This window comes from Polaromonas sp., assembly GCF_016185115.1.
Taxonomy (GTDB): domain Bacteria; phylum Pseudomonadota; class Gammaproteobacteria; order Burkholderiales; family Burkholderiaceae_C; genus Polaromonas.
Map to the genome: position 1 here is coordinate 281,184 of NZ_JACPOF010000029.1, position 20,258 is coordinate 301,441.

Below are 20,258 nucleotides of genomic sequence, written 5' to 3' on the forward strand. Positions count from 1 at the left end.
GGCCTGAAAGTGGGCGATTCAGGGCTGGTGATGCCAGTACCGCAGCCCTTGCTGCCGCTGGCACAACAATTGTGGCCGGGCGCCGCGCTAGGTCTAGGTAACAGCGCCGGATACCGCAACCGCCGACATCAATAGCGGATGAGAACGGCCACATCGAAAGCCATTTGGGCTTAAGCAGGTTTTTCTCTGGCCGTCGGAGGGCAGGACCAACCTATAGCCGATAGGAGATACTCTTTGAAACACACGGGAGATCGTCAATGACTCGATTTGCAGAGTGGTGCACTCAAGCAGAAATACCTGTAACCGTCCATAAATTGCAGGTTCTGCATGCGAATCCCAAGAAACAGGCAGAAGCCGTGGCAATAGTTGCAGAGGCGGTGCCGGACCACTACGTGATGCCTGACCGTCTCGCCCAACTGCTTACCCGTCTAGGACGGAGTGCCGTTGCAGCATACGTCAATGAGAAGCTTCCCACGGCTTTGCCCATTAAATCAGGTGATTTGGGCGAAATCCTATGCACGACCTTCGTCTACGAGAGCACTCCTTTCAGACTCGGCATCAAGCGTCTCCGCTGGAAGGACCATCGCAATATGGCCATGCGAGGCGATGACGTGCTGGCTTTCAGCCTTGACGGAGGAACGGGGCTTAATGTGCTTAAGGCGGAGGCTAAAAGTCGCGCCAAGATGCCAGCTTCCGTCATCGCTGAGGCTCGCAAGGCACTCTCAGCCTACGGTGAGCTTCCGTCGCCACACGCCATGAGCTTCATAGCAGATCGACTGGATGGCGCAAGCGACAAACCTCTCCGGGATGCCTTGGACGATGCGCAGCTCAAGCGCAGCCTAAAGCCCTCCCAAGTCACCCACATGCTGTTTACGTTCACTGGCAATGATCCGTCTACGCTGTTGACCAATAATCTGAATGCATACAAAGGGGGCGCAGCACAACACTATGTTGGTCTTCGGGTAGAAAACCACCAAGACTTCATCAAGGCGGTATTTGCGGGCGCGGGGGGCTAATGGCGACCACTCTCGAAGAACTGCGCACAAATATTGAGGCGGCGGTGACCCCGGGTTATCGCCAGCAATTGCTGGCGAGAGGGCAGGCCCGAGGGATGATTTGGCGCGCTGGACTTCTGCCCATTGACGCTCCCGACTTCAGCCCGGAACTATCAGACGACCTCCTGTCCTTCGGCTATTCGCTACTACTTCATGGGTTGCGATACGTTGACCTAGGTGGCGACTTCAAACTATCCCAGGTGGCATTCGAAGTCGCTGCAGAGTCAATCGAAGCCGTGGTCGCCAGAGGTGAAGTCGATGAAAACAGGGACTTTCACCGTTTGGTTGCAGGCGCAGCCTATCACCTAGGTCGCTATTCAGCTCGAGCCTATTCGTTGTTGTACGAAGGCCTAGGTGAATCAAACCTATCGGTCGTTGAACTCTGTTTGGCCAAGCTAATGCTCCGAGACATTGAAGGGGTCAACGCGACCGTATCCGGATGGTTCACATCAGACATCGGTTCAGACAACAACCTGATAGCGGCTTTCAGAACGGTTGCCAAGGACGATGAGGATAGCCCCAATGAGGACGGCGTTATAGAAGCGATGACGCTAGCGCTCGAAGGAAACTTCCTTTCTGCAATGTCCCAGACACTACTCGCCTTAGAACGCGGAGAACGGTCGTTAATTGAGAATGCTCAAGTCCGCCTACGAGAGGGCCTGTCGGTCGCGGGAGAATTGAATCTTGTCAGCCAATGGTGGACCCATAGGCTGGCCGTTTACATTGTCGATGGGCTCTGGGACAGCAGCTTTCATGTACTGCTGCCGAGCCAAGGGCCCGCAGGCGTTGATGTAGGTAACTGGCCGCAGTTGAGAAAGCTGTTCCTCGCCTCGCTTATGCGCCGCCGACGTGCAGAAATTGAATTGTGGCCTTCACAAGCGGACGCGGCGCAGCGCGTGCTCAATTTTGAGGCCAACCTAGTGCTGTCACTACCGACTAGTGCAGGAAAGACACGTATTGCCGAGTTGTGCATTTTGGCGTGTCTCTCACGCGGCAAGCGAGTAGTTTTTGTTACCCCGCTTCGAGCTTTGTCTGCCCAGACAGAGGTCACACTTCGACGAACCTTTGGTCCTCTAGGCAAGACCGTTTCGAGCCTGTATGGAAGCATCGGCGCGAGCGGCGCGGATGTCGACGCGCTCCGCTCTCAGGACATCGTTGTATCCACGCCGGAGAAGCTGGACTTTGCGCTTCGGAGCGACCCTGATCTGTTAGAAGACATTGGACTAGTGGTGTTGGACGAGGGCCACATGATTGGCTTGGGGGAACGCGAGGTTCGATACGAGGCGCAGATTCAAAGGCTATTGAGACGTTCTGACGCAGCTACCAGACGTATTGTTTGCCTATCGGCGATCTTGCCTGAAGGCGACCAGCTTGCAGATTTCACGGCTTGGCTCACTTTCGACAAAGACGACGGACTTATCAAGAACAACTGGCGCCCCACTCGCTTGCGATTTGGCGAGGTAAATTGGGACCCAAAAAGCAAACTTGGTCAACTAAATATAGTCGTTGGTGACGAACACCCCTTCGTACCAAAATTCGTGATCGGTAAGACTCTGAGTGCAAGAAGGAATGCCAAGGTCTATCCGTCCACACAGACCGAGTTGTGCATATTCAGTGCCTGGCGATTAATGGAAGATGAGCAGTCAGTACTAATATTCTGCCCTCTTCGGGCCTCTGTTATCCCCTTTGCAAAACGCATCATCAGTATGTATGGGGACGGACTGATTTCTCCCGTGTTGACGCAACCTGCAGATGTACTGGCCCCCGCTTTAGCAGTCGGAGCTGAGTGGTTCGGACCTAATCATAAAATTCTTCAATGCCTCCGACTTGGCGTCGCAGTACATCATGGTGATCTGCCAACCCCCTTTAGGAAAGAAGTCGAGAAGCTGCTTCGTGATGGAGCACTCAGACTGACGGTTTCATCGCCCACGCTTGCACAAGGTCTGAATCTTTCGGCGTCTAGTTTGGTATTTCATGGCCTTTCGCGAGATGGTGGAACCATTGCCGAATCAGAGTTCCGCAATGTTGTGGGCCGGGCTGGCCGGGCTTACGTTGACATTGAAGGATTGGTTGTGTACCCAATGTTCGACGACCACAGCAAACGTCGCGGCGCGTGGGCACAACTAGTCAGCAGCGAAAAAGGGCGGGAGATGGAGAGCGGTATTCTGCGGCTTTTGGCGTCCTTGCTCGTGCGGATGACCCAGAAACTTAAGACCAAAGATGTATCTGTGTTGCTGGAATATGTTGCAGGACAGAGCGGGTGGGATTTCCCTGTAATAGAGGGCGAGAGGAATCGACCTGCGACTGAAGCTGCTGCGGATTGGCCTAAGCACTTAACTAGCCTCGATACCGCCATTTTTAGCTTGCTCGGTGACGCTCAAATCGCCGAGGCGGAGGTGGAGGCGAAGCTCGACGAAGTACTAACATCCTCGTTATTCATGCGTCGGCTCTCACGGCGAGCCGATGGAACACGAACTGCTCTAGCTGGCGGATTGAAGGCGCGAGCCAAGTTCATCTGGGCTAGTTCCTCACCTGCTCAACGACGGGGCTATTTCCTTGCCGGTGTCGGACTTGCCACGGGCAAGGCTCTCGACAACAGGGCAGAGGAACTTGAGTATTTACTACTCCAGTCAAACCTAGCAGTAGACGCAAGTGAACCCGATAGAGCGGTGCAAGCCATCATCAGTTTCGCAGACATTGCATTTGAAATTCCGCCTTTCACTCCCAAAAAGCTACCGGAAAATTGGAAGCAAATTTTGGAACTTTGGCTTCGAGGGTTGCCGGTGCCACAAATCGGCGCCGACGACCCCGATGATGCGGTGTCTCTGATTGAACATGCTTTTGTGTACAACCTCCCGTGGGCCATGGAGGCCGTGCGTGTGAGAGCCGAAGCTCACCAAGACTTGTTCTCGGATGACATCACGGTTGCCAACTACGGCAGTACGCACGCGGTCGCAGCCGTTGAGACAGGGACGCTATCGGTAGCAGCCTCGACCCTTATCAAGGGGGGCTTCGCATCCCGACTCGGAGCAATTCATGTCGTGGCGGTCACGGAAGCTGATTTCGACACGCAAGCCGGTATGAGGGCTTGGCTAGCATCAGCAGAGATACAGGAACGGAGAGATGACCCTAGTTGGCCGACTATGGAGTCGCACGAACTTTGGCTCGAGTTCACTGCACCGCACGGCGTCGGCTACACAGCTCCTTGGACAGCAACTGAATATACCGGTCTCGTCACATGGTTTGGTGTACCCATGCCGCCCGGCACCCCCCTGCGACTAGGTGGTGGGCCAGGCAAAGAAGACGTGATTTACACAGCGGATTTTCAGAAAGTCGGCAAGATTGGATATAGGTTCAATCATCATGCGGTAGGACTGATTGTTGCGACAGCTACGGGGGCTGCCGACAAAATTCATTTTGAGTATGTCGGACCCAATGACCTGATAGGGCCTTAGCCGACAGCTAGTTCCGTCTATCAACGCTAGATCGAGCCCGCCGAGCACTTCATCAGCCGACCTCAGGCCCGTTCGCCAATTACACCCCCGGCTGGTGATGCCAGTACCGCGGCCCTTGCTGCCGCTGGCAAAGTACCGCTTCGGGCCGGTCGCTGCGCCAGGTCGCCGCCCCGCAGGACGGCGATTTGAATACCTGGGCACCACGTTCCGCATAACGCTGCATGACCGACTCCACCGGGTGGCCGAAGCGGTTGCGGTAACCGGCCTGGGCCAGCGCAAACTGCGGTTTGACGGAGTCCAGAAAGACGCCGCTTGAGGACGTTTTGCTGCCGTGGTGCGGCACCAGCAAAAAGTCAGCTTTCAGTTTGGCCTTCATGGTGTCGTCATTGACCAGCTTTAACTCCTGCGGCGCTTCAATATCACCCACCAGCAGCGCCGTTTGCCGGCCATTGGAAATCCGCAACACACAGCTCATGGCATTAGACTTGTTGACGCCTTCGTAATCGCTTGCTGCAGGTTGCAGCACTTCAAAATCAACGCCATCCCACAACCAGCGCTGCCCGGCCACGCAGCGGTTTGATTTGCGAACTGCCTGCAGTTCGTGGCTGTCTTCGATGGAACTGAGCAGTTGCGCCTGTGGCTGCATGCCCAGCACGGCCTGCGCCCCGCCAATGTGGTCGACATCGCGGTGGCTAAGCATCAAGAGGTCAATGCGTTCACCCATGGCGCGCAGCAGCGGCACCAGCACCCGATGCCCGGCATCACTTTCACGCGAGAACTTCGGTCCCGTGTCATAGACCAGCCCATGGCTGGCTGTGCGCACGATCACTGCATTGCCCTGGCCAATATCGGCACCCAGTATCTCGAACTGGCCCATTACCGGCCGAACCGGCTGCCAGAGCAGCACGGGCAATATCAGCGGCAGGCCCAAGGCACGCCAGTGCCATGGCAAACGCATGGCCAGCAGGCCGCCGCCCAGCACACCTGCGATGGCAAACCACAGGGGGGCGGCAGCGACGCTGATGGATGCGAACGACCAGCCTGAGAGCCATTGCAAAAAGACTGTCAGGACACTGACAGACAGTGCCGCAGCATCCCACACCGGCGACCAGAACACGCCCAGCATGGCCAAAGGCGTGACCAGCAGCGTCACCCAGGGAATCGCCACTGCGTTGGCCAGCAGCCCGACCAGCGACACCTGGTTGAACAGCAGCAAGGACAGCGGCGTGAGCGCGAGCGTGACGACCCATTGTTCGCGCGCGGCCTTCATCATGCCCGCAGCCGGTTTTGCCAGCCAGTGACGGGATGTTTTCTGGCCGTCCGCCACGTCCTCTTTTATCGAGCCGGAATCGGCCGCAAACAGAACGCCCACCGCCACAAAAGACAACCAGAACCCGGCCTGCATCAGGGCCCACGGGTCCAGCACCACGACAACAGCCATGGCCAGCAGCCAGACCATGGGCCAGGGCCACTGCCTGCCGCTCTGGCGCAACAGGACCACCGTTGCAAGCATCCAGATGGTTCGCTGGGCGGGCACGCCCCATCCCGAAAAAAGCGCATACAACGCGGCGAGAAGCAGGCCGCCCAGCGCGCCAGCACTAGCCGCCGGCACCCACAGGCAGAGCCGTGGCGTCAGCCTGACGGAACGCCGCCACAACCACGCCAGCACCAGCGACGCCACCCACGCAAACATGGTGATGTGAAGGCCTGAAATCGACATGAGATGCGCCACGCCCGTCGCCCTGAACACATCCCAGTCCGCGCGTTCAATCGCATTCTGGTCGCCCACAACAAGCGCCGCGATAACGCCGGCCAGCTGGCGGTTGTCCACACGCGCATAAATCGCCTCGCGCACCGCCTGCCGGGCGCGCTCCACCGGGTGCCACCAGGTATCGCCGATCTTTCGGGGTGGCTCATCACGCACACCGGTGCGCACATAGCCGGTCGCCTGCACGCCCTGCTCCCATAGCCAGAGTTCATAGTCAAAGCCATGCGGGTTGCTGTTGCCGTGCGGCGCTTTCAGGCGCACCGTCATCTGCCAGCGTTCGCCCGCACGCAGGTTTTGCGGCAGGCGCTGGTCAGGCGCAAATTCGGGCGGCTCGGTGCTGTCGTTGTCTGCGGGCTTGGGTGGCGCGGCCTTGACCGGTCTGGGGCCGAAACCGGCGTACCAGCCCAGGTAAATTTGTGGGGGCAAGACCACGGTTTGCCCTTCAAGACTGGCCGATTCAAGCTTGAAACGAAATCGGATGCCGTCTTCGCCGGTCTGCGGCATGGCCTGTATCTGGCCGATGATGGCAATATCTTTACCCTCAAGCGCCGGGCTGAGGGCGGTCTGCTGAAAAGCCACGGCCCGCAGGCCTGTCGCGCCAAACCCCGCCGCCACGGCAGTCAGCACCAGCAAAATCGCAAACAGGCTGCGCCGTGGCCTTGCACTGGCCCGTACATCAATGACCAGTGTGCAGACAGACGCAAAACCGGCGACCAGCGCGGCGTAAAACCACCCATTCCAGAGGGCGGCCTGCTGCAATTGCAGGGCTACCCCGGCAATAAACCCGGCCAGCAGGCCGGTCAGGACCGATGCCAGTGGCAACCCGCCGGCCTTACGGTCCTGATCGGCCTCGCCGGATGTTTTGAATGAAATACCGTCCCCCTGAGCTTTTTATGTTTTTTGTCATGCGGCACGCGCATGGCTGCATGTTCAACGAACAAGCAGCCAAATCAGCCGACAGGCGCCCGTTTGGCTCGTCTCTTGCTAGCATTGGGGCTGTCAGCAAATTCCGGCAAGCCCCAGAGTAAGCTAGAACCAACTGCAACCAGTGCATAACTGCAAATAAGCGAGACCGCCCTTGTCCATCCACGTTGCCCTCAGCCACATCACCCACTACAAATACGACCGGCTGGTCACCCTGGGGCCGCAAATTGTGCGCCTGCGCCCTGCCCCGCACAGCCGCACCCAGGTGCTGTCGTATTCGCTGAGGATCGAGCCCACCGAGCATTTCATCAACTGGCAGCAGGACCCGTTCGCCAATTACCAGGCGCGGCTGGTCTTTCCCAAGCCCACACGTGAATTCAAGGTCACGGTGGACATGGTGGTCGACATGGTCACGCTCAACCCGTTTGACTTTTTCCTTGAGCCTGAAGCCGAAGAGTTTCCGTTCAAATACGCCAAATCCATGGCGCACGAACTCGCGCCCTACCTGCTGGCCGAACCTGCCACGCCACTGGTGCAGGCCTACCTCGACAGGATAGACAAAACACCCAGGCGCACCAACGATTTCCTGGTCAGCGTCAACCAGCAACTGCAAAAAGACATCAAGTACGCCATCCGCATGGAGCCCGGCGTGCAAACGCCTGAAGAAACCCTCAGGCTGGCCGTAGGCTCATGCCGCGACACCGGCTGGCTGCTGGTCCAGTTGCTGCGCCACATGGGTCTCGCCGCGCGTTTTGTATCGGGTTACCTGATACAGCTCAAGGCCGACGTCAAATCGCTCGACGGCCCCAGCGGCACCGAGGTCGATTTCACCGACCTGCATGCCTGGTGTGAAGTATTTTTGCCGGGCGCGGGCTGGGTTGGGCTGGACCCCACCTCAGGCCTGATGGCAGGCGAAGGCCACATTCCACTCGCCTGCACCCCCGAACCCTCCAGCGCAGCCCCCATTGAGGGCGGCGTTGATGAATCGGAAGTCGAATTCAGCCACCACATGGGTGTGCAGCGTATTTACGAATCACCACGCGTCACCAAGCCCTACACAGAAGACCAGTGGACGCAGGTGCTGGCCCTCGGCGAAGCGGTAGACCGTGATCTCGTCAAGGGCGACGTGCGCCTGACCATGGGCGGCGAGCCGACCTTTGTCGCCACCAATGACCGCGACGCAGCCGAGTGGAACATCGACGCCCTCGGCCCGACCAAACGCGGCTACGCGACTGAACTTGTGCAAAAGCTGCGCGAGGAATACGGACAGGGCGGTTTTCTGCATTTCGGCCAGGGCAAGTGGTACCCGGGCGAGCAGTTGCCGCGCTGGGCACTGAGCATCTTCTGGCGCAAGGACGGCCAGCCGGTCTGGAAGAACCCGGCCCTGTTTGCCAATGAGAGCGAACCCTGCAACTACACGGCAGAAGACGCCGCACGTTTTACTGCCACGCTGGCCGACAAACTCGGCCTGGCGCCCGACTTCATCACGCCCGGTTTTGAAGATGTCTGGTACTACCTCTGGCGCGAACGCCGTCTGCCCGTCAACGTGGACCCGTTCGACTCAAAGCTCGACGACGCCATGGAGCGTGAGCGCCTGCGCCGCATCTTCATGCAGGGGCTTGATTCGGTGGTCGGCTATGTGCTGCCGCTGAAAGCGCGCGAAGTCATTCCCGGTTCTTCCGCACCTCTGGCCGGCCCCGCCTGGACCACTGGCCCCTGGTTCTTCCGCGACGAGCGCATGTACCTGATGCCGGGTGATTCGCCCATGGGTTACCGCCTGCCGCTGGATTCAGTGCCATGGGTGTCCAGGACCGACTATCCCTACATGATCGAGTCCGACCCGTTTGCGCCGCGCGATGCATTGCCATCAACGGCTGCCTTTGCCGGCCGTTATGCGGTCGGCGCGGGCACAGAAAGCCCGGCGCAGCGCACAGAACGCATAGAGCAATACCTCGCACGGTTCACGAAGAACGTTCCACCTCGCTACGAAGCACGCCGTGTCATGCAGAGCCCCCTGGGCGAACAGGGCATCACACCTGCCCAGGCACAAACACAGGCGCCGACGGCACGCGTCCCCAACGCTTTCGAATCGGCCGCATGGCTGACACGCACGGCGCTCTGCGTCGAGGTGCGTGACCCGCAACGCGCCAATGGCCCCAAGGCCAAAAAAGAGGCCGATGCCAAGGCATCCGGCCAGACCACTGTGGGCGGCGGTGAAAAAGGCGCGATCTACATCTTCATGCCGCCCATGGAGCGACTTGAAGACTACCTCGACCTGCTCGCGGCAGTGGAATCCACAGCGCAAACACTGAACATCAAAATCGTCATTGAAGGTTATCCACCACCACGCGACCCGCGCCTGAAGATGCTGGCCGTCACACCTGACCCCGGCGTGATCGAGGTCAACATCCACCCCGCCTACAACTGGGGCGAACTGGTCGAGCACACCGAATTCCTGTACGACGTTGCCCACAAAACCCGCCTGTCCGCAGAAAAGTTCATGACCGACGGCCGGCACACCGGCACCGGCGGCGGCAACCACTTTGTGCTGGGCGGCGCCACGCCTGCCGACAGCCCCTTCCTGCGCAAGCCGGAAGTGCTGGCCAGCCTGATTGCCTACTGGCACAACCACCCGTCGCTGAGCTACCTGTTCTCGGGCATGTTCATTGGCCCGACCAGCCAGGCGCCGCGTATCGACGAAGCGCGCAACGACCAACTCTACGAGCTTGAAATCGCCCTGCGCGAGATCGCCATCAACCGCGAAAAATACGGCCAGGACATGCCGCCGTGGATTGTTGACCGCACCTTGCGCAACATCCTGGTTGATGTCACCGGCAACACGCACCGCAGCGAGTTCTGCATCGACAAGCTGTATTCGCCCGATTCATCCACCGGCCGCCTCGGCCTGCTTGAACTGCGTGCATTCGAGATGCCGCCGCACGCGCGCATGAGCATTGCCCAGCAGCTGCTGCTGCGCGCACTGGTCGCGCGCTTCTGGACCAAGCCGTACCACGGCCGCGTCACGCGCTGGGGCACCGAGCTGCATGACCGCTTCCTGCTGCCCAGCTTTGTGCGCATGGATTTCAAGGATGTGCTGATCGAGTTGAACGAAGCGGGTTACCCCTTCGACATGGCCTGGTTCGAACCGCACTTCGAGTTCCGCTTCCCGATGATCGGCCAGGTCAAGGCCAACAGCATTGAGCTCACCCTGCGCAGCGCGCTTGAGCCCTGGCATGTGATGGGTGAAGAAGGTTCTTCAACCGGCACCGCGCGGTATGTCGACTCGTCGCTTGAGCGTATTGAAGTACGTGTGACTGGCCTGAACGACAACCGCTATGTCGTCACCGTCAATGGCCGTGCCTTGCCACTGCAAAGCACCGGCACCGTCGGTGAATACGTGGCCGGCGTGCGCTACAAGGCCTGGAATCCGCCCTCATCGCTGCACCCGTCAATTGGCGTGCATGCACCCTTGACCTTTGATGTGGTTGACACCTGGATGGAACGCTCGCTGGGCGGTTGCCAGTATCACGTCGCGCACCCGGGCGGCCTGAGTTATGCCAGCCTGCCCGTCAACTCCTATGAGGCCGAAAGCCGGCGCCTGACACGTTTCCTGCAGTTGGGCCACACACCGGGCCGCATGGTGGTGACAGCTGCACAACCCAGCCGCGAATTCCCCTTCACGCTGGATTTGCGTTAACACAACAGGCGCAGGCACATTGCCCGGCCCCAAGGCTCAAGGGCAGTCAGGCTGAGGTGTAAGCAATTAGAATCAAGGCCAGGTTCCGCAAGGGGCCCGGCTTTTTCAATTGCCCTCAATTGCCTGCAATTGACCCGCTAGTCCCAGCATATTTGCCACTCCTTGGGCCACGTGGAAAACAACAACAAGTCACTTTTTGCAGTCGATTCGCCAGAAGACCCCGCGGAACTGGCGTCGGCCCTGGCGCCTCAAGCGCCTGCAGGTCACTTTGACGAACTGCGCGGGCGCACGGTGGCAAAACCGCCGCTCATCACGTCCCAACAGGCATCGCCAGGCCAGTCGCAATCACAGTCTCAAGGGCAGTCACCAGGTGCCGGTCTTTTTCTGGCCGGTACCGAGCCTCCCGCCCTCACGGCCAGTGCGCCCAAACCTGCGCAAGGTCAGCAGGCCGATACACCCGCCGCGCCGCTGGCCCAGACCTGGACCACCTTTTTCAATTTCCTCGGCAGCGATGGCTTTCATGACCTGAGCCGCCGCACCGCCAACCTGCAGCGCCAGATTCGCGACAACGGCGTCACCTACAACGTCTATGCCGACGCCGATGGCCCGCAGCGCCCATGGTCGCTTGATCTTTTTCCGCTCATCATCTCGCCGCAGGACTGGCAGCAGATAGACACCGGCATACGCCAGCGCGCACGCCTGCTCAACCACGTGATGGCCGATGTCTATGGTCCGCAAAACCTCCTGTCAAAGGGCCTGCTGCCCTCTGCACTGGTGCAGGGCCACCCCGGTTACCTGCGCGCCATGCAGGGCATCACGCCGGCAGGCGGCACCTACCTGCACATCGCGGCCTTTGACCTTGCACGCGGTCCCGATGGTCGATGGTGGGTGGTCTCGCAGCGCACGCAGGCGCCCTCGGGCCTGGGCTACCTGCTTGAGAACCGGCTGACGATTTCGCTGCTCTTTCCCGAAGCCTTCCGCGAGATGAAAGTCCAGCGGCTGGCAGCCACCTACAAGGCGCTGGTTGACGGCATGAAGTCCGCCAGCCCGGCCAGCAACCCGCGCATCGTGCTGCTCACGCCCGGCCCCTACAACGAAACCTATTTTGAACACGCCTACCTTGCCCGCTACCTCGGCCTGACGCTGGTTGAAGGCAGTGACTTGATGGTGCGCGGCGAAAAGCTCTACCTCAAGACGCTGCAGGGCCTTGAACCCGTGCACGGTCTGCTCAAGCGCCTTGATGACGAGTTTCTTGACCCGCTCGAATTGCGTTCCGACTCCACCCTCGGTGTCCCCGGCCTGCTGCAGGTGATACGCGCCGGCAATGTGCTGGTGGCCAACGCACCGGGTTCGGCCTTTCTTGAGTCAAGTGCGCTGCTGGGCTTTTTGCCCGCACTTTCGCGGCACTTGCTGGGCGAGACATTGAGCATTCCTTCGCTGCCCACCTGGTGGTGCGGCGAGCAGGCCGTCATGCAGGAGGTCTTGCCCCAGCTCAAGGATTGCGTCATCAAACCGACCTACCCCGGCTCGCGGCTCCAATCCGTCATAGGCCAGAGCCTGTCGCGTCGCTCGCTCGATGAATGGGCGGGCCGCATTGTGCGCCAGGGTGAGGATTACACCGTTCAGGCCTACCTCCCGCTGTCGCAAACCCCCACCTGGCAGGGCGAGCGCATTGCACCGCGCTCGGCCATGCTGCGCGTGTTTGCAGTGGCCGACGGCAAGGGCGGCTGGCAGGTACTGCCTGGCGGCCTGGCACGGCTGGCAGGCAAGAACCAGAATATCGCCTCGATGCAGCACGGCGGCAGCAGCGCCGATGTCTGGGTGCTGGACGACAGTGGCAGTGACGTGACCCTGGCCGGCACCCCGGCCCGCACCTTGCGTGAAGCGCTGGCTCCCCTTGAGGCAGCCCCGAAACAGGCTGAAACCAGCGAAGAACTTGCCGAGCCGGCCACCACACTGGCGCCTGAAGAAGTGCTGGCCTCGACCTTCAGCCGCTACAAACCGCCCGTCACCAGCCGCGCTGCAGAAAACCTGTTCTGGCTGGGCCGCTACACAGAGCGCGCCGAAAACTCCATACGCCTGGCGCAACTCACACTGCACAGCCTGGGCGGTGAAGACCAGTCATCACAACCGCTGCTGCAATGGCTGACCGAGATGGCCGTCAACAACGCGCTAGTGCTCGACACCGTGCCGCCCGCCACGCAGGCACGCCGCGTGTTTGAACGATCGCTGATTGCCGGGCTGGCACAAACATCACAGCCAGCCAGCGTCGGCTTCAACCTGCGCGCGCTCAAAAGCGCGGCATCAGCCGTGCGTGAGCGCCTGTCGCAGGAGCAGTGGCACATCATCGTGCGCGCCGAAGCTGATTTTTTTACCCGCTGCGAAGCCTTCAACAAGGCCAGCCAGTTGGGCGCGCACGGGCTTGAATATTCATCTGTTGAAGCCCTGCGCACGCTTGAGCATGCCAGCGGTTTCATGGCCGCCATGACAGGCGCGCAGACCGACCGCATGATGCGTGACGACGGCTGGCGCCTGCTCAGTACAGGCCGGCACATCGAACGCCTGAGCATGCTGTCGGCAGCACTCATCGAAGGTTTCCGCACCGAAGCCGTGTTTGACGAAGGCGGCTTCGGCGCCATGATCGAACTGTTCGACAGCACCATCACCTTCCACGCCCAGTACCAGCAGCGCCGGGACATCCCCGCCCTGCTCGACCTGCTGGTGCTCGACCGCGACAACCCGCGCTCACTCGGCTGGGTGGTGCAAACGCTCAAGGGCAGGCTCGCCAAACTGGCGCAGAGTACGCGCGGTGAACTGGGTGAAGTGCCCGACCTGGCAGGCCACCTGCCCGACCCCGGCAGCTGGGTGCTGGCCGACCTGGTAGAAAAACCTTCGGCAGAACCCGAAACCAGCCACTACGAACGCCTGATCCAGCTGCTCGACGAATGCAATGACGCCGCGTTTGAACTGTCCGACAACATCAGCCGCCAGTACTTCAGCCACGCGGCCTCAGGCAATCATAGCCTGGGCGCCTGAGCCAGGCCTTTACCCATGCTGCTCCACGTCGTTCACGAAACCCATTACCTCTACACCCCTGCGGTCGAGAATGCGCACCACGTCGTTCACCTCAAACCGATTGACCACGCCAGCCAGGTGCTGCAAAGCCACAACCTGCGCATCAGCCCCGCACCCGCGCAGCAGCGCGATGTGCCCGATGTGTACGGCAACTACCGCACCTTCTTTTCACTGCAGACCAGCCACGACAGCCTGAGCGTGATCTCTGACAGCGTCGTGGCCACCAGCCCGGTGCAGCCGCCAGACTTCGGCGAAGCTGCCCCTTCATGGGAGCAGGTGCGTGACCAGTTCCGCTACAGCGCGGGCGCAGCGTACAACGCCGCATCTGAATTTTTGTTCGCCTCGCCCTATGTGCCGCGCGACGATGCTTTTGTGCAGTTTGCGCGCCCCAGCTTCACGCCGGGCCGACCGCTGCCCGAAGCCGCACACGATTTGATGGAGCGCATACACCGCGCCATGGTGTACGAAAGCAACAGCACCGAGGTCAGCACACCTGCGCTGGTCGCGCTGCGCCAGGGCAAGGGCGTGTGCCAGGACTTTGCACACATCATGGTCGCCTGCTGCAGGGCCATGGGCCTGCCTGCGCGTTATGTCAGCGGCTACATGCTGACGAAACCGCCGCCCGGCCAGCCACGCCTGATTGGCAGTGATGCATCACACGCCTGGGCATCCGTTTACTGCCCCAGCCCTGCAGGCGTCAGCACAGCCGGACAGTGGCTTGACTTTGACCCGACCAACGACAGGCCGCCCGGCGAAGACTATGTGACGCTTGCCACAGGCCGCGACTTTCTGGATGTGTCACCCATGCGCGGTGTGATTCGCGGCGGCGCACGCCACGTGCTTGACGTGGCCGTCACGGTTGAGCCGGTCGATGAACCCGCCATCATCCCGAACAGCGAACCCGTGCAAAGCCATCAAAACAACATGCAGGAACAGGGCTGGATGCCCTGGACCAACCAGCAGCAAGGCTGATTCCTTTATTTTTATTTCCGCAGGAGAAACCCATGAGCACCGGACCGATTTACGACAAGCTGAAAGCACTCAACATCACCCTGCCCCCGCTGGCCATTCCGCTGGCCGCCTATGTGCCTTTTGTGCAGACCGGCAACCTGGTGTTCCTCAGCGGCCATCTCGCCAAAAAAGACGGCAAGGTCATCGTCGGTCAGCTCGGTAAAAACATCAGCACCGAAGAAGCCAAAGCCGCCGCACGGGCCGTGGCCATCGACCTCATGGGCACGCTTGAAGCAGCTGTCGGCCTGGGCAAGGTCAAGCGCATCGTCAAGCTCATGAGCCTGGTCAACTCGACCCCCGACTTCACCGACCACCACCTGGTCACCAACGGCGCCAGCGAATTGCTGGCTGAAGTCTTTGGCGACGCCGGCAAACACGCCCGCAGCGCTTTCGGCGTGGCGCAGATCCCCATGGGCGCCTGCGTCGAGATTGAGTTGATTGCTGAAGTGGGTTGAGCCGGTTTCAATCGCATAAAACGCTATTAATTCAGTAGCTGCTCACGCGCGTATCTATTGGCCCGCAGCCGATTTAATGTCCTAAAAAGGCCATTTTTTGGTGTTTTCGAGGCATTTGGGCGACCTGAACCGGGCCAAAAACCCAAAAAGTTAATATGGAAGTTAACTTTTTATCAATTTTTGCCGTATACGTTAAATTATTAACGTGTACGGCAAAATTCCTCTGAAACTGCCCGGGCGCTTCGCTGAACGCCTGGAACTACTCAACCCGCTCCACCGAATTCGGCTTGAAGCCCAGATCAGCCGCCTTGCCCTTGCGGCCGCGTGCGGCCCTGGCGTTGTTCAGGCTGCGGATCTCCAGGGTTTCTTCACGCGCCTTGCCGCCACGGCCTATACCGCTGATCTTCACGCTGCGGGTGTAGGCGGCGGCGCCTGCGAGGGTGTCTTTGGCTTCGAGGTCTATCAGCATCAGGCCGCGGCCGCCGTTGGCCATGGGTTTGAGTTCGGCGATCTCGAAGGTCAGGATGCGGCCGCCGGTTGATGCGCAGGCGACGTGGGTAGCCGGTGCGCCTGGCGGCACGTTCGCTGGCGATGGACGGCAAACGGTTTCACCTTCGCCGCAGTTGATGAAGGCCTTGCCGGCCTTCTGGCGCGACAGCATGTTCTCTACCGTAGCCAGGAAGCCGTAACCACCCGAGCCGCTGAGCAGCAGCCAGGCGCTGGCGGCCCCGGCGAAGTAATGCAGGATCTGAGTGCCGGTTTCCAGCTCGATCATGGTGGTGATGGGCTGGCCGTCACCGCGTGCGCCGGGCAGCGCCGATACCGGGATGGAGTAGACGCGGCCATTGCTGCCGAAGGCGAGCAGGCTGTCGACTGTGCGGCATTCAAAGGTGGCGTAAAGGCCGTCGCCGGCCTTGAAGGCGAAGCTGGCCGCATCGTGGCCGTGACCGGTACGTGCGCGCAGCCAGCCCTTGCTGCTGATGACGACGGTAACGGGCTCGTCGATGACCTTGACCTCGAACACGGCTTTTTTCTCGGCCTGTATGAGGGTGCGGCGGGCGTCGGCAAACTGTTTGGCGTCGGCCTCGATCTCTTTCACCATGAGGCGCTTGAGTGCGGCCGGGCTGCCGAGGATTTCTTCCAGCCTGCCCTGCTCTTCACGCAGGTTCTTGAGCTCCTGCTCGATCTTGATGGCTTCAAGCCGTGCGAGCTGGCGCAGGCGGATTTCAAGGATGTCTTCAGCCTGGGTTTCACTGAGCCTGAAGCGCGCAATCAGCGCGGCCTTGGGCTCGTCTGACTGGCGGATGATGGCGATCACTTCATCGATGTTGAGCAGCACCAGCTGCCGGCCTTCGAGGATGTGGATGCGGGCCAGCACCTTGTCGAGCCTGTGCTGCGAGCGGCGCTGGATGACCGTCTGGCGGAACTCTATCCACTCGGCCAGCATCTGCCGCAACGACTTCTGCGCGGGCTTGCCGTCGATGCCGACCATGGTCAGATTGATGGGCGATGAGCTTTCGAGGCTGGTGTGCGCCAGCAGCGTGGTGATGAGTTCTGACTGCTCGATACGGCTGGTCTTGGGCTCGAACACCAGGCGGACTGAGGCTTCCTTGCCCGATTCGTCGCGCACCACGTCAAGCACAGACAACACGGTTTGCTTGAGCTGCACCTGGTCGGCGCTGAGCGCTTTCTTGCCGGCCTTGATCTTGGGGTTGGTGAGCTCTTCAATTTCTTCAAGCACACGCTGGGTGCTGACGCCGGGCGGCAGCTCGGTGACCACCAGTTGCCACTGACCGCGCGCGAGGTCTTCAATCTTCCAGCGCGCACGCACCTTGAGCGAGCCGCGGCCGGTGCTGTAAGCGGCAGCAATTTCAGAAGCGCTGGATATGATCTGCCCGCCGCCCGGGTAGTCAGGGCCGGGTATGAGGGCAGAGAGTTCCTCGTCCGTGAGTTTTGGCGACTTGATCAGCGCGATGCAGGCGTCTGCGATCTCGCGCAGGTTGTGGCTGGGGATCTCGGTCGCCAGGCCGACAGCAATACCGCTGGCGCCGTTGAGCAGCGTGAAGGGCAAACGCGCTGGCAACTGGCGGGGCTCTTCAAACGAGCCGTCGTAGTTGGGCACAAAGTCGACTGTGCCTTCATCGAGCTCATCGAGCAGCAGGCTGGTGATGCGGGCCAGGCGCGCCTCGGTGTAGCGCATGGCGGCAGCGCCGTCGCCGTCGCGCGAGCCGAAATTGCCCTGCCCATCGACCAGCGGGTAGCGCTGCGAAAAATCCTGCGCCATGCGCACCATGGCGTCATAGGCTGCCTGGTCGCCATGCGGGTGGTATTTACCCAGAACGTCGCCCACAACACGTGCGCTCTTGACCGGCTTGGCACCGCTGGCGCCGTTGGCCCCGCCAAAGCCCAGGCCCATGCGCGCCATGCTGTACAGAATGCGCCGCTGAACTGGTTTCTGGCCGTCACAGACATCGGGCAAGGCCCGGCCCTTGACGACGCTCAGGGCGTATTCAAGGTAGGCGCGCTGGGCATAGGCGGCAAGAGAGTCCTGGTCGGCTGGCTCGGGAGTGCTTGCTTGCGGGTCGGCGGTGAAAAGATCCATGGGTCAGTGCGAATGTGAAATAAACAATCAGATAAAGAACTGCGCCGGCGCAGGCTGCAGCGTGCACCTGGCGGGCATCAGGCCACCGTGGGTTTGCTGGCGTCGCCTTCGACGACCAGTATGCTGCGCGCACGGTGGCTGCGCGGCCAGTCTTCAAAATGCGAGGCGAGGCTGGCAAGCCAGTCCTTGACGGCGGGCATGGACATGGGTTTTGCAAACGTCAGCGGGCGCAGGATAACCCTGAACTGGAGCTCGACCCCAGGCAATTGCGGGCTGTCTATGCGCAGGCCGCTGACCACCAGCCGGGTGGCCATGGAAGATATTTCAGCGGGGTCAGTCAGGCCCTGGGCCACGACCGCAAAACGGCCACTGCTGATACGCGCCACAAGGTCGTTGTCGCCAATCGACCGGCGTAAGCGCAGGGCAGCTTCGAGCAGGAGTTTTTCGTTGAATTCAGCACCCAGCTCGTTGATGAGGCCAACCCAGTTCTGCACCTGGATGATGAAGAGCGCGCTGCTCGACTGGCCCTGTTTTGACTGGTTGGCGCGTGAGGTGATGCGCATCAGGCGCTCAACCAGAACCGGCGTGGTGGCCAGCCCGGTCAGCGGGTCGGTGACATCGGCAGCAACACTGCGCAGGCGGCTTTCATTGAGCAGCCGGCTGCGCCATACCAGAGACAGGTAAATGGCGGGCACCTGCAGCACCAGCATCAGGACCACTGGCCAGTAAGGCTTCTGGGCATCGACAAGATCGCCCAGAAACACCACGGCCACAGCAATGCCGAACACATCTCCCAAAACAAGCCACCACTTCCACGGGCCGGCGCTTTCCCAGGACTCCCTGCCCAGGTAAATGGAGGACCCCACGAGCAGCGCAAACCACACAAGCGTCAGGCCCAGCGAAACCCGGCCCGCGTCAGTGCCCGCATTGGGTGACACGCCGCCCAGCGCATAAAAAACCATCAACGCCGTGGTCGCCAGGCCGATCGCCACCATGGCAGCTTTGTCGAACATTGAGTTGTGGCGATTGCGCAGCAGCCAAATCACCAGTATGGTGACCAGCGCGGGGCCGGCAATCAGCAACTCCAGTTGCATGAGCTCACGCCCCCTGAGCCACGCTTCACCAGCAAAAACCAGCCCCACCATCACGGCGATATACGCGGCCAGGAAGAGCAGCGTGCGCTCTTCATAGGCATAGGCAATGATCAGGCTGAGCAGCAGCACCAGCCCCAGCACACCAACAGCCAGCCCCAGCGCAAAAATATCGGGATTAAAAATAAGACTCATCGGCACGGCCAGGCTGCCGGACTACTCTGAAAGGCCGTCAGCGGACTGGCGCGCATCAACCGCCTGCGCAGATGCGACCGGAGGCATGTTGGTGCGCCCTCGATTGCCACCCATCATCTCCATGCGCACCCGGCCCGGCGTGCGGCGCACATCCGCGAGTACACCGGCAGGCTTGAGGTGGCCGTAGAGCTGCATGACGGTCTTGACGTAATTTTTGGTTTCGGGGTAATTCGGGATCTTGTTGCCCGCGCGCTGCACAGCGCCCTCGCCTGCGTTGTAAGCGGCTATGGCCAGTTCCAGCTGACCCGGGAACATGGCTATCAGGTCGCGCAGGTAGCGGGAGCCGGCCTTGATGTTGGTTTGGGGGTCAGTCAGCTTTTGGGAAATGGCCGAATTTTTGTCTGCCCGCACGCCGTAACGCTCGGCCGTCGGCGGTATCAGCTGCATCAGCCCGACAGCACCTTTGGGCGACACGGCGTTGGTGTCGAAACCCGACTCGGTGGCAATCAGGGCCTGCAGCAATTCGTAGTCGATGCCGTGCGTGGCCGCAGCCTCGCGCAGCAGGTGTTTGACGGCCTTGTAATTGGGCGATACGTCGAAATACGCGAGCAGCTTCGGTGGGGCATATGCGCTTCCAGATCCGCTCCCGCTCACGGTGCGGGGTGTACTGGCTTTGTCGCCCAAGCCCTGCGCGCCTTTCTGGCCGCCGACAGAAAAACTCTCATTGCCACGAAAAAACAGCTCATAGCGCTCGTCGAGCTTTTCGGCAGAAAAATGCGCCACACCTCTGGCATCGACATAACCCCAGACATCGGCACGGGCGGGCGCTGCAAACAGGAAACCCAAGGCCAGCATGACCACCAGCTGCTTCACCGCTGTGTGCGACAGGCAGCCGCGCAACACCCTCAGGGCTTGAAGCCATCGCGTGGT

10 protein-coding genes are annotated in these 20,258 nt (G+C 60.6%); 6 read left to right on the forward strand and 4 right to left on the reverse strand.

Annotated features, from left to right (window positions below; all coding sequences use genetic code 11):
• Positions 1 to 257 precede the first annotated feature (257 nt).
• Entirely contained in the window at positions 258 to 1,016 is a 759-nt protein-coding gene (locus HYX42_RS20140) for a Hachiman antiphage defense system protein HamA (RefSeq protein ID WP_293406486.1), read from the forward strand.
• Entirely contained in the window at positions 1,016 to 4,510 is a 3,495-nt protein-coding gene (locus tag HYX42_RS20145; RefSeq protein ID WP_293406488.1) for a DEAD/DEAH box helicase, read from the forward strand. The genes HYX42_RS20140 and HYX42_RS20145 overlap by 1 nt, the downstream gene beginning before the upstream one ends.
• A gap of 79 nt (positions 4,511 to 4,589) precedes the next feature.
• Here the strand turns inward: HYX42_RS20145 and HYX42_RS20150 are convergent, their stop codons facing one another.
• Positions 4,590 to 7,100, reverse strand: coding sequence for a DNA internalization-related competence protein ComEC/Rec2 (locus HYX42_RS20150; RefSeq protein ID WP_293406490.1), 2,511 nt, complete (start codon positions 7,098 to 7,100; stop codon positions 4,590 to 4,592).
• A gap of 256 nt (positions 7,101 to 7,356) precedes the next feature.
• On the opposite strand from HYX42_RS20150, the gene HYX42_RS20155 reads away from it, so the two are divergent.
• The 4 genes from HYX42_RS20155 (at position 7,357) to HYX42_RS20170 (ending at position 15,440) form a co-directional block, all read left to right on the forward strand.
• Positions 7,357 to 10,899, forward strand: a complete 3,543-nt coding sequence (locus HYX42_RS20155; protein ID WP_293406492.1) for a DUF2126 domain-containing protein — start codon at positions 7,357 to 7,359, stop codon at positions 10,897 to 10,899.
• A gap of 171 nt (positions 10,900 to 11,070) precedes the next feature.
• Positions 11,071 to 13,935, forward strand: coding sequence for a circularly permuted type 2 ATP-grasp protein (locus HYX42_RS20160; RefSeq protein WP_293406494.1), 2,865 nt, complete (start codon positions 11,071 to 11,073; stop codon positions 13,933 to 13,935).
• Between the two features lie 15 nt (positions 13,936 to 13,950).
• Positions 13,951 to 14,946: a transglutaminase family protein gene (locus tag HYX42_RS20165; protein WP_293406496.1), complete on the forward strand. Its 996-nt coding sequence runs from the start codon at positions 13,951 to 13,953 to the stop codon at positions 14,944 to 14,946.
• A gap of 32 nt (positions 14,947 to 14,978) precedes the next feature.
• Positions 14,979 to 15,440, forward strand: coding sequence for a RidA family protein (locus tag HYX42_RS20170; protein ID WP_293406498.1), 462 nt, complete (start codon positions 14,979 to 14,981; stop codon positions 15,438 to 15,440).
• A 259-nt stretch (positions 15,441 to 15,699) separates the two neighbouring features.
• Here HYX42_RS20170 and parC read toward each other — a convergent pair whose 3' ends face one another.
• The 3 genes from parC to HYX42_RS20185 all read right to left on the reverse strand — a co-directional run bounded on the left by parC (position 15,700) and on the right by HYX42_RS20185 (position 20,183).
• On the reverse strand, positions 15,700 to 18,042 hold the full coding sequence (parC, locus tag HYX42_RS20175; protein ID WP_293406500.1) for a DNA topoisomerase IV subunit A: 2,343 nt from the start codon (positions 18,040 to 18,042) through the stop codon (positions 15,700 to 15,702).
• 77 nt (positions 18,043 to 18,119) lie between these two features.
• Positions 18,120 to 19,328, reverse strand: a complete 1,209-nt coding sequence (locus HYX42_RS20180; protein ID WP_293406502.1) for a diguanylate cyclase — start codon at positions 19,326 to 19,328, stop codon at positions 18,120 to 18,122.
• A gap of 21 nt (positions 19,329 to 19,349) precedes the next feature.
• The gene (locus HYX42_RS20185; protein WP_293406824.1) at positions 19,350 to 20,183 is read right to left on the reverse strand and encodes a transglycosylase SLT domain-containing protein; all 834 of its coding nucleotides are present in this window, start codon (positions 20,181 to 20,183) and stop codon (positions 19,350 to 19,352) included.
• Positions 20,184 to 20,258 lie beyond the last annotated feature (75 nt).